Raw genomic sequence first — 15,645 nt, forward strand, 5'->3', positions numbered from 1 at the left:
AGTCAGCGGAGAAAGGCGGCCAAGCCGTCCAGCAGCCGGTCGACCTCGGCCTCGGTGTTGTAGGGCGCCAGTCCGACTCGCAAGCCCCTCGCGACACCGATCGCCGTGGCCGGTTCGTAGGCGTAGAAGGTGCCGGCCGGTGCGGCGATGTCGCGCCCGGCCAAGAAGTCAGATGCATCGGCGCTGTCGTGGTCGGCGAAGGTGAGGAACAGCGTCGGCGTCCGGTCGGCCGCCTTCGAGTGCAGGGTGACTCGAGATCCGAAACCGGCGAGGCCGTCCTCGATGCGGCCGCGCAGGCGCGACTCATGGGCGTCGATCAGGTGGTGGGCGGCGACCAGGCGTTCGCGCCGGCTACCGGACGCCGGGGCGAGGCCGGCCAGGAAGTCGACCGCGGCGGTGGCGCCGGCGAGCGTCTCGTACGGCAGCGTGCCCAGCTCGAACCGCTCAGGCACGTCGTTGGTGGAGGGTTTCAGCTTGTCCGGCAGCAGCACCTCGAGCAGTTCCGGGTCGGCGGCCAACACGCCGCAGTGCGGGCCGAGGAATTTGTACGGCGAGCAGGCGAAGAAGTCGGCACCCAGCTCGTCCCGGTCGACCGCCGCGTGCGCGGCGTAGTGGACGCCGTCAACGTAGACCAGCGCGCCGACCGCGTGGGCGTGCGCGGCGATCCGGGCCAGCGGCGGCTTGGTGCCGAGCAGGTTGGACGCCGCAGTGACTGCGACCAGCCGGGTGCGTTCGTTGATCACCTGGTCCAGGTCGCCGAGGTCGAGTTCGGCGCTGGCCGGGTCGAGCCGCAGCCACCGGACGCCCACGTCGGCCCGCTCGGCGGCCTGGATCCAGGGCCGGACGTTGCAGTCATGGTCGAGCTGGCTCAGCACGATCTCGTCGCCGGGGCGCCACGACTTCGCCAGCGCGCGGGAGAAGTCGTAGGTGAGCTGGGTGGCGCTGCGGCCGTGCACGATGCCTTCAGGTCGCGATCCGAGCAGGTCGGCGAACGCCGTCCGGAACTCGGCGACAGCGTCCTCGGCGTTCCGCTCGGCCCGGGTGGTCGTCCCCCGGTTCGACAGCGGACCGGTCAGCGTGCGGGCGATGGCCTCGCCCACCTGGACCGGCGTCTGGGTGCCGCCCGGACCGTCGAAGTGGGCGACACCCGTTGTCAGGGACGGGAAATGGGTGCGCAGGGCGGCGACGTCGAGGGACATGCTGGCGAGTGTAGGGGTCCGCGCCGCAGCCTCACACCTGAGCCGGCGGCGCCTCCGGGTAGGCCTGGCGCCACCACGCCGTCCAGCGCTCCTGCTCGGCGGCGAACTGCGCGTCGTCGAGGCCGTAACAGGTGACGATCGCGGACGCGTCGGAGATCTCGGCGCCGGTGTCGTCGCGCACGGCGTCCTTGGCCACCGCGAGCAGCAGGCCGGGACCGAGTTCCGGCAGCAGCACGCCGCGCTGCCGCTCGGCGGTGTACCAGTCGGCGCCCACGGACGTGGGCAGCGCGGCGAACAGGCGCTCGACGGCTCCCGGCGCGCCGCGTCCCATCAGGAAGATGGTCCGCCGGTCCTCGTCCGGATGCTGCTCATGCATGAACCGCAGTTGCTGCAGGAACGACGTCCAGCCCTCGGTGACGTCGTCGTAGTAGGCGGCCCAGGGCACGTCCGGATCATACGGAGCACGGGTGACCCGGACCCGGACGCCGCCGTCGACGGCCTGCACCTCGAACACGTCCCCGCCGTTGGCGGTCAGGGTATGGGTGTCGTCGTCGGCCTGATCGGTTCCGAAAATCATGGTGATCTCGTCGTCGAGTTCGGCGCAGTGCCAGCCGTGCCAACGCCGGATCAGCGCCGGGTCCCGCAGGCTCGGCCAGACCACCTCCACGGGTGCGGCGATCGTCACCTCAATGATCGGTCCGTGCTCAGTCATCGGAATCGTCTCCTCTACTCGGATGTCCGCCCAACACCAGGCGGAAGCGTTGCCCCTGGTCGGAGCCATGTTCAGCGGCCAGTTCGGCGACCGCGGCGGCGAGTGCGTCGGTGAAAGCGTGGACGTCGGCGGGCTGCGCGAACGTCACGTCGGCCTCGATGGTGAAGGTCAGCAGCCGCTTTCCGGCGGCGTCCGCGCCGGCCCGCAATCGGGAAACCGACCGGACGACGTCCGACGCCGCGCCGATCAGGTGCTCGGCGGCGTACCGGTCGCGCGAGCGGACCCGCTCCCCCCGCGCCAGGATCCGCGGATCGACCACCAGCTCGGCGGCGGTCGCCCGCAGCACCCGCTCGACGCAGCCGCGGCGCTGCCGGGTCTCGACCAGTTCGACCAGCCCGGCCCGCTCGAGCACCCGCAGGTGGTAGTTCAGTTTCTGCCGCGTGAGTCCGGTCTGCTTGGCGAGTTCAGTGGCGGACGCCGGCTGCCGCAGCAGCTCCAGCAGCCGGCGGCGGATCGGCGCCAGTGCGGCCTTAACCTGACCGTCCTGGTCCAGGAGTTCGATCGCTGCTGCCGGCATGGCCTCAGCGTGCTATTTGACAATACTTTTTGTCAATAGACCGGGGACGGTTCTCCTGGTCACCGGGGTGGTCACCGGGGACGGTTCTCCTGGTCACCGGGGTGGTCACCGGGGACGGTTCTCTTGGTCACCGGGGACGGTTCTCCTGGTCACCGGGGACGGTTCTCCTGGTCACCGGGGACGGTTCTCCTGGTCACCGGGGACGGTTCTTTCGTACCAACTTCGACCGCCGCACGCCCCGCGATTTCGCCGCTGGTTCACTCAAGCGCGGCCTCGCGCCACAGCCGCAGGTGCTTCATCATCGGGCCGGCCTTGTCCGACTCGTTGGCCAGCACCGTCCAGGTCAGGTCATGGGCGGGGACGTGTTCGCTCTTCATCTCGACCCCGGCGTCCGCGCCGACCATTGCCCATACTCCGCCCGGTCTCGGCAGCCATAACCCCAAGCCGTACGGCCATTCCGGATCATGGTCGGGAACCGGCGTGGTCATCTCGTCGACCAGTTCGGACGGCACGATCGCGCCGGTGGCCAGCGCCAGCCAGAACGTCCGGGCGTCGCCGACGGTGAGGTAGGCGCCGCCGTCCGCGCTGCCCTCGATCGGCAGGTGGAAGATGTTGGTGCGCAGGCTGTCGGGGTAGAGGTAGCCGACGGCGGCCGAGCCGGGCAGTTCGTCGGATCGCAGGAAGTCGGTGTGCTGGAGTCCGGCCGGGCGCAGCACCCGCTCGCGCACCAGCTCCTGGTACCGGACGCCGGACGCCCGCTGGGCGAGCAGCCCGAGCAGCACGAAACCGCCGTTGCTGTACTCGAATCCACTGCCGGGTGCCGCGAGCATCGGCACGTCCAGCAGCGGCACGAAGTCCTCGGGCGAGGCGTAGCTGTGCATGCTGCCGGGCATCAGGTACTCGTCGGCGTCGGCATCGTCGTCCAGATACTCGCCCACCCCGGATCGGTGGCCGAGCAGGTGCCGCACGGTGACGGCATCGTCGATCTGCGGCAGGTCACTGCCGAGCCAGCGGCGGACCGAGTCGTCCAGCGCCATCGTGCCCTCAGCGACCAGGGACAACACCGCCAGCGCGGTGAACGTCTTAGATCCGCTGGCCATGCCGAACTGGGTGTCGGCGGTGTTGGGGATGCCATGGGCCCGGTCGGCCATTCCGAATGCCTGCTCGAACAGGCATTCCTCCCCTGCCTCGACCCGGATCACTCCGGTGAAGTCGTTCTCGGTGACTGCGGCGAGCAGGGCGTCGGTGTCGAGTTCCATGCCTCAGTGTGCCCGGGCGCCGTCCGGATGCCCACCGAAGTTCGGGGACGGTTCTACTCGTTCGAATTCCGAACACTCGGGGACGGTTCTTTTCGTTCGGATTCCGAACACCCGGGGACGGTTCTCCGAGACGTGGTGTGTGTCGCATCGGGGGGACGGTTCTTCTCGTTCGAAACTCGCACGTTGGGGACGGTTCCCAATGTGCGATTTTCGAACGAGAAGAACCGTCCCCGACATGCGAAAAGAACCGTCCCCGAGATGCGAGGCGCGCCGAAGGGACAGTCGGTGCGTGGAGCGAGGGGAACTGTCCGGGCGGTCCACGCCCAGTCTCAGCCGAGCGTGGCGATCCAGTTGCGCAGCAACCGCGCGCCCGCCTGGCCTGACTTCTCAGGGTGGAATTGGGTGCTGGACAGCGACCCGTACTCGACGGCCGCGACGAAACGGTCGCCGTCGTGCTCGGCCCAGGTCACCGTCGCGGCCTGAGGAAGGTCGTCGGACGAGCGCACGCCGTAGGAGTGCACGAAGTAGAACCGCTCCCCCGCCAACCCGCTGAACAGCGTCGAATGGGCCGGGGCGTCGACCGTGTTCCAGCCCATATGCGGTAGCCGGGCGCTGGTCAGCCGCTCCACCACGCCGGGCAGGACGCCGACGCCGACGGCGTCCAGACCGTGCTCGACACCGTGGCCGAACAGCACCTGATGACCGACGCAGATGCCCAGCACCGGACGCCGTTGCGCGAGCCGTTCCCGGATGATCGCCGGCCCGCCGACCGCGACCAGGCCGTCCATGCAGGCCGCGAACGCACCCACGCCGGGCACCACCAGGCCGTCCGCCGCCAACGCCGCATCGGCGTCCGCGGTGAGCACGACATCAGCACCGGCGGCCCGCAATGCCAGGGTTGCCGAGTGCAGGTTGCCCGAGCCGTAGTCGAGGACGACCACGCGCGGGTCGATCACAGCGAGCCCTTGGTGGACGGGATCGCGTCCGCGACCCGCGGGTCGATCGCGACCGCGATCCGCAGCGCCCGGGCCACGGCCTTGAACTGCGCCTCCACGATGTGGTGCGGATCGCGTCCGGCGAGCAGCCGCAGGTGCAGGCAGATGCCGGCGTTGATCGCGAACGACTCCATCAGGTGGTAGGTCATCGAGCCGGCGTAGGGCACGCCGGAGCCGCCGATCAGCGCGTAGATCTGCCCGTCGGGCTCGCCCGCGCAGACCACGTACGGGCGCCCGGCGACATCGACGACGGCGTGCGCGAGGGCTTCGTCCAGCGGCACGGTGGCGTCACCGAACCGGACGATGCCGCGCTTGTCGCCGAGCGCCTGCTTGACCGCGTGGCCGAGCGCGATGGCGGTGTCCTCCACACTGTGGTGGCCGTCGATGTGCAGGTCGCCGGTGGTGCTGACTTCGAGGTCGATCAGCGAGTGCTTGGACAGCGCGGTCAGCATGTGGTCGTAGAAGCCGACGCCGGTGCTGATCGTCGAGGCGCCGGTGCCGTCCAGGTTCACCGCCACCCGAACGCTCGACTCACTGGTGCTGCGCTCCACCACCGCGGTGCGTGCCGTCATCGGATCTCCTCCAGTACTTCGGCCAGGGCCGTGTAGAACGTCTCGGTTTCGTCGGGCGTGCCGGCAGAAACCCGTAGCCAACCTTTGGGTCCGGTCTCGCGGACAAGGACGCCGCGGTCCAGCAACCGCTGCCAGACATCATGCCGGTCGGCGAACGGGCCGAACAGGCAGAAGTTGGCGTCCGAGTCGATCACCTCGACACCGATCTCGGGCAGCCGGAGGAGCATCTCGTCGCGGGTGCGGCGCAGCTGGTCGACCTGGGAGAGCAGGAAGTCGGCGTGCTTCAGCGCGGTCTCGGCGATGATCTGGGTCTGCGCCGACAGGTGGTACGGCAGCCGGACGATCCGGCAGGCGTCCACGATGGCAGGCGCTGCGGCGAGGTAACCGATCCGGCCGCCGGCCAGAGCGAACGCCTTGCTCATGGTGCGGCTGACGATCAGGTTGCCGAATCGCGGCAGCAGGGTGAGCGCGGTCTGTTCGGGGTGCCGGGAGAACTCCTGGTACGCCTCGTCGACCACCACGATGGCGTCCGTGTGGGCCAGCACTTCGGCGATCACCTGCAGCGCGGTCGGCGTGCCGGTGGGGTTGTTCGGCGTGGTGATGATCACCACATCGGCCCCTGCGTCCTTGATCGCGGACAGCACCAGTTCGGCGTCCACGGTGTAGTCGTCGTGACGCGGCGCCGTGACGTAGCGCGTGTGGGTGTTGCGGGCGTACTCGGGGTACATCGAGTACGTCGGGGTGAAGCTGAGCACCGTGCGGCCGGGACCGCCGAAGGCACCCAGCACGTGGGTCATCACCTCGTTGGAGCCGTTGGCGGCCCAGATGTTCTCGATGGTGAGCCCGTGGCCCAGGTACGCCGCCAGCGCGGTGCGCAGGCCGGTCGCCTCGCGATCGGGGTAGCGGTTCATGCCGGTCGCACCGGCGGTGATCGCGGCGGCCATGTCGGCGGCGATCTCGGCGCTGGGCGGGAACGGGTTCTCATTGACGTTCAGGCACACCGGCACGTCGAGCTGGGGCGCGCCGTAGGGCTCTTCGCCGACCAACTCGGGACGCAGCGGCAACTCGGCCAGCGTCGGGTTCGGTTTCATCGGCTTCCTTCGTCGAGCTGACAACGGCGAACGGTGACCGCGGCGCCATGGGCGGGGAGATTCTCGGCGGCGGCGAAGGTCTCCACCACGTCCGCCACCGCCAGCAGCGCGTCGCGGGAGTAGTCGATCACGTGGACGTGCTTGAGGAAGCTGTTCACGTTCAGGCCGGACGAATGGCAGGCACAGCCGGCGGTCGGCAGCACGTGGGTGCTGCCGGCGCTGTAGTCGCCGAGCGAGACCGGCGCCCAGGGTCCGACGAAGATCGCTCCGGCGTTGCGGACGCGGCCGGCAACCGCCCGGGCGTCCCGGGTGTGGATTTCCAGGTGCTCGGCGGCGTAGGCGTTCACCACGTCCAGACCCTGGTCGAGATCGTCGACCAGCACGATCGCCGACTGCTCGCCGGCCAGCGCCGTCCGGATCCGCTCGGCATGCCGGGTGGAGTCGACCTGCGGTGCGAGTTCGGCGTGCACCGCGTCCGCCAGCTCGACCGAATCTGTGACCAGGACGGCCCCGGCCAGCGGGTCGTGTTCGGCCTGCGAGATCAGGTCGGCCGCGACGAAGCGCGGGTTGGCGCTGTCGTCGGCGAGGATGGCGATCTCGGTCGGGCCGGCCTCGGCGTCGATGCCGACCTTGCCACGCAGCAGCCGCTTGGCCGCCACCACGTAGATGTTGCCCGGTCCGGTCACCAGCTGCACCGGCTCGCACAGGCCGGGGACGCCGTGGGCGAACATGGCGATCGCCTGCGCCCCGCCGACGGCGTACACCTCGTCCACGCCGAGCAGCGCACAGACGGCCAGGATGGTCGGGTGCGGCAGCCCGCCGAACTCGGCCTGCGGCGGGGACGCGACCGCGATCGACGGCACCCCGGCGACCTGTGCGGGGATCACGTTCATCAGCACCGAGGACGCCAGCGGCGCCAACCCGCCCGGGACGTACAGCCCGACCCGGTCCACCGGCACCGCGCGGGATTCGACCACCGCCCCCGGGGCCGGCTCGGCGCGCAGGAGCTCGGCCCGCGCCTCGACCTCGGCGACGGTGCGCCGGCGCCGGATCGACTCGGTCAGCGCCGTGCGCAGTTCGGGGGTGATCCCGGCCTCGGCGTCCGCGATGGCCTGGGCGGGCACCCGCAGGTCGGCCGGCTCACAGCCGTCGAAGCGGGCGGAGAACTCGCGCAGGGCGTCCGCGCCACGTTCGGCCACCGCGTCGCAGATCGGCCGGACCAGCTCGACCGCATGCTCGACGTCCATCGGTGCCCGAGGAACGACGGTGCGGTAGTCGGCGGCCTGCCCGCGCAGGTCAAGGGTGCGGATCACGGCTGTGATTCTACGGAAGTGCGTCGCCGTACGTTCACGCCGGTGGTGCGGGCGGACGCCGGCTGGTCCGGCTGTGCAAGGCTGATGCCCATGACCAACGAGAAGCCCGAAGTCGATTTCCCCGGGGACGCCCCCGACGACCTGACCATCACCGACATCACCGTCGGCGACGGCGCCGAGGCGGCGGCCGGCAACACCGTCGTGGTGCACTACGTCGGCGTCGCGCACTCCAGCGGCGAGGAATTCGACGCGTCCTACAACCGTCGCGAACCGCTCAGCTTCCGGCTCGGCGTCGGCCAGGTGATCGCGGGTTGGGACCGCGGCGTCCAGGGCATGAAGGTGGGCGGACGCCGGCAACTGGTCATCCCGCCGCACCTCGGCTACGGCGATCGCGGCGCCGGCGGTGTCATCGCCCCGGGCGAGACCCTGATCTTCGTGGTGGACCTTCTCGCCGTCCGCTGAAATTTCGGGGACGGTTCTTCCGGTCACCGGGGACGGTTCTTTTGGTCACCGGGGACGGTTCTTCCGGACACTTCCGGACACTTCTGGTGACCAGGGTGACCAAGAGAACCGTCCCCGGTGGCCAAGAGAACCGTCCCCGTTAGTTGGCGAGGTCTTGGAGCAAACGCCAGGCGGAGCGGACGCCATCGAGGGTGGTGCTGCGGGCACCGATCGAGAACCGCAGCGCCACCCGGTCGCCGAGGACGGTCCGGGTGAACATCGCCGTGCCGGTGGCGTTGGCTCGCTCGATCAGTGCCGTGGTGGCGTCGTCACCGGCCCGTAGCGCCAGGCACAGCAGGTTGAGCGGGTGCGGCGCAAGGATCTCGAAGCGCTCGTCGGCGGCCACCCAGGCGGCCAGTTCGGACGTCCAGGCCAGGTGGTCCCGGATCATCGCCTGGGCCGGGCCGACGCCGTCGGTGCGCAGGGTGAACCAGAGCTTCAGCGCCCGGAAGCGGCGGCCCAGAGGGACCTGCCAGTCCCGGTAGTCGATCACCGCGCCGGTCTCGGCGGCCGCCGTCCGCAGATACTCGGGCAGGATGCTCAACGCGCCGAGCAGGCTGGCCCGGTCGGCGGTGTAGAACAGGTTGCAATCGAAGGTGACACCCATCCACTTGTGCGGGTTGGTGCCGTAGCTGTCGGCCAGCTCGAGGCCGTCGTTGAGCCAGCGCAGTTCGGGGCACAGGGTGGCGATCCCAGCCATCGCAGCGTCCACATGCAGCCACAGCCCCTCCTGCCGGGCGATCTCGCCGACCGCGCGCACCGGGTCCACGGCCAGCGAGTTCGTGGTGCCGACGGTGGCGCACACCCAGAACGGCACCAAACCGGCCGCGCGGTCGGCGGCGATCGCCTCAGCCAGGGCGTCAGGACGCATCGCGAAGTTCGCGTCGTGCGGCACGACGCGCACATGATCGGTGCCGATGCCGGCGATCCGCAGCCCCTTCTCGATGGACGAATGTGCTTGTCCGGTGGCGTAGGCGACCAGCTTGGTGGTGTCGGAGTCGGCGTTCACCGACCCGCCCGTGGCCCGGTACCGGGCGGCCAGGATCGAGGTCAGGGTGGCTTCGCTCGCCGACCCCTGGATCACCCCGCCGCCGGACGCGCTGGCGGAGCGAAAGCCGTCCGGCAGCCCCAGCAACTCGGCCATCCAGTCCATCATCCGGGTCTCCACCTCGGTGACCGCCGGGCTGCTCGCCCAGCTCATCCCCTGGACGCCGAGGCCGGCCGAGACCAGCTCGGCGAGGATCGCCGGATAGCCGGTGTTGGCCGGGAACCAGGCGAAGAAGCCCGGGTGCTGCCAGTTGGTCAAGCCGGGAACCACCACCCGGTCGAGGTCGACGAGCAGGGCGTCGAAGCCGTCCGGGGCGCCCGGATGCTCGGGCAGCTTGGCGGCGGTCTCCCCCGGCGCCACCTGGGCCTGTACCGGCAGACTCGCAACCTGCTGGTGGTAGTCGATGATCCAATCGATCAGCCGGTGACCATGGGCTCGGAACTCCGCTGCATCCACGATCACAACCTACTGCGGCGGCGCGTCCACTACGGTGAACGGGTGAGCGGCAGACTCCCGGGCGGCACTCCGGCGACGGACGCGCTGACCGCGGCGGGCATTTCGTTCAGCCTGCACGCCTACACCCACCACGACGACAGCCGGGACTTCGGCGCCGAAGCCGCCCGCGAGTTGGGCGTGGACGAGCTGCGCATCTTCAAGACCCTGGTGATCGGCGTGGGGACCGGACGCCCGCCGCTCGCGGTCGGCGTCGTGCCGGTCGCCACCCAACTCGACCTGAAGGCGTTCGCCGCGTCGCTGGGCGCCAAGAAGGCGGTGCTGGCCAAGCCCGCCGAGGCGACCCGCAGCTCGGGCTATGTGGTCGGCGGTATCTCGCCGATCGCCCAGAAGACCCTGCTGCCGACTGTTCTGGACGAGACCGCTCAGCTGTTCGACACGATCCTCGTCTCGGCCGGCAAGCGTGGGCTACAGGTCGAACTCGCGCCCTCCGACCTGGCCGCCCTCACCCGCGCGACCTGGGCCGACATCGCTCGCTGAGTCACCCGGCGGCTCGGCGGCGAACCCTCACCCCACCGGGGCCAGCAGCGGCCAGGGCTGCAAGGCCTCGACCGCGGCGCCTGCGCGAAAGACGGTGCTCTCGGCATAGGGGTGGCCGACGATCTGCATGCCGACCGGCAGGCGGTTGGCGCCGAACCCGATCGGCACCGACAGCACCGGGCAGCGGTTGTTCACGTTGAACGGCACCGTCAGGTGCGCCTGCCAGTAGTGCGTGAGGTGCAGATCGCCGCCATCGGGACCGGCGACGGTGATTCCGTCGAGGTAGCTGGCGTCGGCGACCAGGCCGTCCACGGCATTGACCGGGGCGATCAGCACATCGGCTCCACCCATGGCCGCCGCGAGTTCGGCCTGCAGCCGACTTTCCCCGGCGAGGGTGTCGATCAGGCTCATCCGCTCGGCGGCCGCCGCGGCATCGACGATGAAACGCCGGGTGTAGTCGGCCAAGCCGTCCATCCCACTCGTCAGCTCGGCCATCGCCGGGCCGAGGATGTGACCGAAGTGAGCCATCGTCAGATCGCGGATTCCGGCGCTCGTCCAGGGCAATTCGACCTGCACGACGTCGGCCCCCGCCGCGCCGAGCACGGCCGCCATGCGCTGGATGGCGGCCTGCGCGTCCGGGTTCACCGGATAGTCGCCGAGTTGCACCGACAGCGCGATGCGCCTGCCGGCGAGCCAGTCGGCGGCGTCCGGGTAATCGATCGGTACGGCTCCTTCACCGGGTACGGTGCCGTGGTCGCCGGGATGGACGCCGCTGAGCACGTTGTACAGCAGCGCCGTATCGGCCACCGATCGGGCCATCGGCCCGTCACCCCGGTACCAGTCGGCCGACAGCGGCGGCATGCCCGGAACCCGGCCGTACGGAGCCTTGTAGCCGACCACGCCGTTGAAGGCTGCCGGGATGCGGGTCGAGCCCGCGATGTCGGACGCCGTGGCCAGCGGCGCATACCCGGCGGCGAGCGCCGCGCCCGCGCCGCCCGAGGAGCCGCCCGGAGACAATCGACGGTTCCAGGGGTTACGGGTGACGCCCCACAACGGCGAGTGGGTGACCGTGGCGCAGCTGAACTCGGGCGAGGCGGTGCGGGCGTGCACGACTCCGCCGGCGGCGCGGACCCGCGCGATCACCGGATGGTCATCCTTCGCCAGTTCGTCGCGCAGCGCGGACAGGCCCTGGCTCAGCGGCTGCCCGGCGATCCCGTGCTTCTCCTTGGTGGCGACCGGCAGGCCGAGCAACGCCGACCCACCCGCGCCGAGTGGTTCGTCGACCCCGTCGAGGTAGCGCCGCTCGGCCGATCGGGCGGCCGACCGCCCGTCGCCGAGCGTCTGCACCACCGCGTTGATCGGGCCGCAGCCTTCCGGATCGGCCTGGTCGAGCCGCTCGATGCGCTCGGTCAGGGCATCGAAGAGTTCCACCGGCGAGAGTTGCCGCGTCCGGAAGGCACGCAGGGCCTCGATCGCGCCCAGGGTGTGAAGCGGTCGATCGGTCAACGCAGTCTGCTCTCGTTCGTGCTGGTGGAAGGGACACCCGGGTAGGCGACGCCGTCCAGGACGCCGGTCAGCAACTCCGCGATCACCTCGGTGAGCGCGATCAGGCCGTTCACCAGGTCGCCGTCGGAGGTGAACTCCCGCTCGCAGTGCGACACCCCGTCGACCGAGGGGACGAACATCATCACCGACGGCGTGATCGTGTTCATGGCGACGGAGTCGTGCCCGGCCATGGTCTGCATCCGGCGGATGCTCAGGCCCAGCCGATCGGCGACGCGCTGTTGCAGTGCGACGCCTTCCTGGGGGTAGTAGCGGTTGGGACGGATGTCGAAGTCCCGCGCGACGATCTCCAGCCGCTCCTCGTCCGCGACCTGCTGGAATCGGGCCATCAGCGCGTCCCGGGCACTCCGGACGATTGCGGGATCGTTCGCGCGCAGATCGGCGACCAGATGGACGCGGCTGTTCACCACGATGGGCGAGTTCGGCTCGACGGTGATCTGACCCACCGACGAGACCAGTGACTCGGCCGGGTACTCGTTGCAGATGTCGCGCACCAGCAAAGTGACCCGCGCGGCACCGACCAGCGCGTCGCGCCGGTCCGCCATCGCGGTGGCGCCGGTGTGGGACTGCTCGCCGATCACGTCGATCTCGATCTTCTGGGTGTACCAGCTCGAGTCGACCGCGCCGAGCGCGATCCCCTCGCGCTCCAGGATCCGGCCCTGCTCGATGTGCACCTCGGCGTAGCCGGCGAGCTCGCCCGGACCCCCGGACGTCCCGAGATAGCCGATCGCCTCCAGCGCGTCCCGCACCGTGGTGCCGGCGAGGTCGCGCACCCCGAGGATCTGCTCGCGGTCCAGCAGGCCGGCATACACCGAGCTGCCCATGATGGACGGCGGGAACCGGCTGCCCTCCTCGTTGAACCAGTCCACCACGACCAGGTTGTACCTGGGCGTCAGCTCGCCCTCCGCAACCCGGCGCTCCAGTTCGGCGGCCGCGTGCAGGGCCGCCAACACCCCGTAGGCACCGTCGAAACGACCGCCGCGCGGCTGCGAGTCGAGGTGCGATCCGCTCAGGATGGCGGGCGCACCGGGCACGAACTCAAGGGTCGCGAACAGGTTGCCGATACCGTCCACCTCGACCGCCCACCCCCGGGCTCGCGCGAATGCGCTGAACCAGTCGCGGGTCTGCCGGTCGGCATCGGTCGCGGCCTGCCGCTCGACTCCGCCTCGATCGGTGGCTCCGATGGTCGCGACCTGATGAAAGTCCCTCAGGAAGGCACGTTCCAGATCATCGCGGAGTTGGGCAAGCCGGTCGGTCATCTCGACGTCCTTCGCGCTGAGAGGTCGGGGTTCCACGAAACCATGCCGCTACTTGGTCCAGCCGCGAGTCTCGGGAACTTTGGTGGCGGCCATCACGACCAGGGTGAGCACTGCGATGCCGATCACATAGAAGGCCGGCGAGTAGGGCACCTTCGTCGCGTTGACCATTGCCGTGCCGATGAACGGAGCGGTGCCGCCCAGCAGCGCGTAGCCGAGGTTGTAGCTGAACGCTGCCGAGGTGAACCGGTTCCTGGTGTCGAACACCTCGATGAAGAACGTGTAGCAGCCTCCGCCGTAGAAGCAGATCGCCACCACGAAGATCAGCTGACCGAGCAGGGCGAGCAGGACGCTGCCGCTGGTGACCAGCCAGAACGCCGGAATGGCCAGGACGGCAATCGCCACCGCGCCGCCGATCATCATCGGCCGGCGGCCGACCCGGTCACCGATCGCGCCGGCCACCGGCAGCAGGACCGTGTAGGCGATCATCGCCGCACCGTTGAGCAGCAGCGCCTGGTCGCGGCTCAGGCCGCCGGTGGTGGACACGTAGGCGATGAAGTAGCCCGACAGGAAGTAGAAACCCATCGCGGTCAGGCCCATCACGAAGACGACCTGGATCATCTGCAGCCAGTTCTTCCGGAAGGCCTCGCCGATGGTGGTGTGCGTGCCGACCTCAGTCGCGTCGGTCTCCGCCTCGGCCATCATCTCCTTGAACGCCGGCGACTCCTCGGTTTGCGCACGAATCCACAGACCCACCAGCGCCAGCGGCAGCGCGATCAGGAACGGGATGCGCCAACCCCACGACTCGAACGCCTGCTCGCTCATCGAGGTGGACAGGAACAGGACCAGGAAGGCGGCGCAGACCGAGGGCAGCGCGGTGGCGGCCAGGGTGATGTTCACGAACAGCCCGCGCCGATGGATCGGCGCGTGCTCGAAGACGAACGAGGGCGCACCGGCCGACTCGCCGCCGGCCGAGAATCCCTGCAGAAGCCGGAGCACGACCAGGATGACCGGTGCGGCCGGGCCGATCGCCGCGAAGCCGGGCAGCAGGCCGATGCCGAAGGTTGCCAGGCCGATCGTCAGCAGGGTCACCACCAGCACGTTGCGACGCCCGATCCGGTCGCCCAGCGCACCGAAGAAGAGCCCGCCGAGCGGCCGGATGAAGAACGCGACACCGAAGGTCGCGAACAACACCAGGAGGCCGGTGAGGGGGTTGTCGGAGGGGAAGAAGAGCTTCGAGAGCATCACGGCCGAAACGCCGTAAAGGGCGAAGTCGTAGAACTCGATGAACTGTCCGATGCTTCCGCCCAGCAGGACTCGCCGCTGCATCGGGGTGATGCCGGCGGGGCTGCCGCTGAGGGTGGAGGCCGTCGGAGCCGGGGCGTCCTGGTCATTGCTACGAGTCATGGCGCCAGAATCTAGATACCCGGAATAGCTTTGGTCAATGCAAATCTCAGCGTGAGCCAGGTCGGCCGACTCGCACCGCGCCGCTCGCTCGACGCTCTTTGTTACGCTCGGGTTTCGTTGGGCGGCGCCCGTGTTTCCAGCACCCGCCAGGCAGCGTCGACGTGTGACGAATGGATCACTTTCAATAGTTCGTGCTTATACCTTCCGGAAGCATATTCCCGTGTAACGCGTTCCGGTCAGATCGGCGGATCCGGCACGGCGAAGTGGGCGCGGCAGACTTCCGCGAAGGCTCGGACCCGCTGCGACTCGTCGTCGCGGTGGCGGACGAGCATCAGGGTGAGGCCGGGAAGGTCCTCTTCGAGCTCGAGTTCGCGCACCCGCCCGCCGCCGTAGGTCAAGTCGTGACCGATGCGCTGATTCAGCAGGGCGACGCCGAAGCCGCGTCCGACGAGTCCGCGAACCGTCTCGAAGCCTTCGATGCGATACCGGATTTCGGGCTCGACACCGACCGAGCGGTACAGGCCGAGGTAGTAGTGCGCGGTGTGCGGCAGATCGAACAGGACGAGCGGGTCGTTGGCGAACCGGCGCAGGCTCACCGGGCCGGTGGAGCTCGCCAACGGATGCTCCGGGGCAACGATCATGTGCGGCGGCACCAGTTCGAGCGGCTCGGCGAAGTGCCGCTCGAATGGTGCGATGTCGTAGGCGAGCGCCACGTCGATCTCGTGCTCGTCGAGCATCGCCACGAGCCGGTCGTGGTCGGCCTCGAGCAGCACGATCCCGATTCCCGGATGCCTGCGCGCGAACGCCTGGATCAGGGTTGGTGTGCGGAACGGCGCCAGCGGCTGGTAGACACCGACGCGAAGCATACCGGTGAGCGATCCGGAGAAGTTGCTCACCCGCTCCCGCACCCCCTCGGCGTGGGAAAGCAGCGACACGGCGTCCAGGTGGAACTGGCGACCCGCCGAAGTCAGCCGGACCCCGCGTCTCGGCACCCGGTCGAACAGCTGGACACCCAGATCGTGCTCGAGCTGGTTGATCGCCGACGAGAGCGCGGGTTGGGACAGATGCAGCCGCCGCGCGGCCTCGGTCATGCTTCCCGCGTGGGCCACTTCGGTGAAGTAGCGCAGCTGCGTGAGGGTGAATCGAGACTCTGGCACCG

Annotated in this window: 15 protein-coding genes; 2 read left to right on the forward strand and 13 right to left on the reverse strand. The window is 69.6% G+C overall.

Features of this window, described 5'->3' with window-relative positions; genetic code table 11:
• Positions 1-2: 2 nt before the first annotated feature.
• From QM711_RS03505 to hisD, 8 genes are all read right to left on the reverse strand, one after another.
• Positions 3-1,199, reverse strand: coding sequence for a cysteine desulfurase-like protein (locus QM711_RS03505; protein ID WP_415096320.1), 1,197 nt, complete (start codon positions 1,197-1,199; stop codon positions 3-5).
• 31 nt (positions 1,200-1,230) lie between these two features.
• Positions 1,231-1,911, reverse strand: a complete 681-nt coding sequence (locus tag QM711_RS03510; protein ID WP_415096321.1) for an SRPBCC family protein — start codon at positions 1,909-1,911, stop codon at positions 1,231-1,233.
• A complete protein-coding gene (locus tag QM711_RS03515) occupies positions 1,904-2,488 on the reverse strand; it encodes an ArsR/SmtB family transcription factor (RefSeq protein WP_415096322.1) in 585 nt (194 codons plus the stop codon). The genes QM711_RS03510 and QM711_RS03515 overlap by 8 nt, the downstream gene beginning before the upstream one ends.
• A 257-nt stretch (positions 2,489-2,745) precedes the next feature.
• Positions 2,746-3,747: a serine hydrolase domain-containing protein gene (locus tag QM711_RS03520; protein WP_415096323.1), complete on the reverse strand. Its 1,002-nt coding sequence runs from the start codon at positions 3,745-3,747 to the stop codon at positions 2,746-2,748.
• Positions 3,748-4,076: 329 nt separating this feature from the next.
• Positions 4,077-4,700, reverse strand: a complete 624-nt coding sequence (gene hisH / locus QM711_RS03525; RefSeq protein ID WP_415096886.1) for an imidazole glycerol phosphate synthase subunit HisH — start codon at positions 4,698-4,700, stop codon at positions 4,077-4,079.
• Positions 4,700-5,314: an imidazoleglycerol-phosphate dehydratase HisB gene (gene hisB / locus QM711_RS03530; protein ID WP_415096324.1), complete on the reverse strand. Its 615-nt coding sequence runs from the start codon at positions 5,312-5,314 to the stop codon at positions 4,700-4,702. Before hisB ends, hisH begins: the two co-directional genes overlap by 1 nt.
• A complete protein-coding gene (locus QM711_RS03535) occupies positions 5,311-6,405 on the reverse strand; it encodes a histidinol-phosphate transaminase (RefSeq protein WP_415096325.1) in 1,095 nt (364 codons plus the stop codon). The genes hisB and QM711_RS03535 overlap by 4 nt, the downstream gene beginning before the upstream one ends.
• Entirely contained in the window at positions 6,402-7,718 is a 1,317-nt protein-coding gene (gene hisD / locus QM711_RS03540) for a histidinol dehydrogenase (protein WP_415096326.1), read from the reverse strand. Before hisD ends, QM711_RS03535 begins: the two co-directional genes overlap by 4 nt.
• A gap of 90 nt (positions 7,719-7,808) precedes the next feature.
• Here hisD and QM711_RS03545 point away from each other — a divergent pair, with 90 nt between their 5' ends.
• A complete protein-coding gene (locus QM711_RS03545; protein ID WP_415096327.1) occupies positions 7,809-8,180 on the forward strand; it encodes an FKBP-type peptidyl-prolyl cis-trans isomerase in 372 nt (123 codons plus the stop codon).
• Between the two features lie 139 nt (positions 8,181-8,319).
• Here the strand turns inward: QM711_RS03545 and QM711_RS03550 are convergent, their stop codons facing one another.
• On the reverse strand, positions 8,320-9,723 hold the full coding sequence (locus QM711_RS03550; protein ID WP_415096328.1) for a pyridoxal-dependent decarboxylase: 1,404 nt from the start codon (positions 9,721-9,723) through the stop codon (positions 8,320-8,322).
• A 42-nt stretch (positions 9,724-9,765) separates the two neighbouring features.
• Between QM711_RS03550 and ybaK the strand changes: the two genes are divergently transcribed.
• Positions 9,766-10,260, forward strand: a complete 495-nt coding sequence (gene ybaK / locus QM711_RS03555) for a Cys-tRNA(Pro) deacylase (RefSeq protein ID WP_415096329.1) — start codon at positions 9,766-9,768, stop codon at positions 10,258-10,260.
• 27 nt (positions 10,261-10,287) lie between these two features.
• Here ybaK and QM711_RS03560 read toward each other — a convergent pair whose 3' ends face one another.
• The 4 genes from QM711_RS03560 to QM711_RS03575 form a co-directional block, all read right to left on the reverse strand.
• A complete protein-coding gene (locus QM711_RS03560; RefSeq protein WP_415096330.1) occupies positions 10,288-11,766 on the reverse strand; it encodes an amidase in 1,479 nt (492 codons plus the stop codon).
• Positions 11,763-13,082, reverse strand: a complete 1,320-nt coding sequence (locus QM711_RS03565; RefSeq protein WP_415096331.1) for a M20 family metallo-hydrolase — start codon at positions 13,080-13,082, stop codon at positions 11,763-11,765. Before QM711_RS03565 ends, QM711_RS03560 begins: the two co-directional genes overlap by 4 nt.
• Positions 13,083-13,130: 48 nt before the next feature.
• Entirely contained in the window at positions 13,131-14,486 is a 1,356-nt protein-coding gene (locus QM711_RS03570) for an MFS transporter (protein ID WP_415096332.1), read from the reverse strand.
• 236 nt (positions 14,487-14,722) lie between these two features.
• Positions 14,723-15,643, reverse strand: a complete 921-nt coding sequence (locus tag QM711_RS03575; protein ID WP_415096333.1) for a LysR family transcriptional regulator — start codon at positions 15,641-15,643, stop codon at positions 14,723-14,725.
• Positions 15,644-15,645 lie beyond the last annotated feature (2 nt).

It is taken from the genome of Micropruina sp. (assembly GCF_047602385.1).
Classification (GTDB): domain Bacteria; phylum Actinomycetota; class Actinomycetes; order Propionibacteriales; family Propionibacteriaceae; genus Micropruina.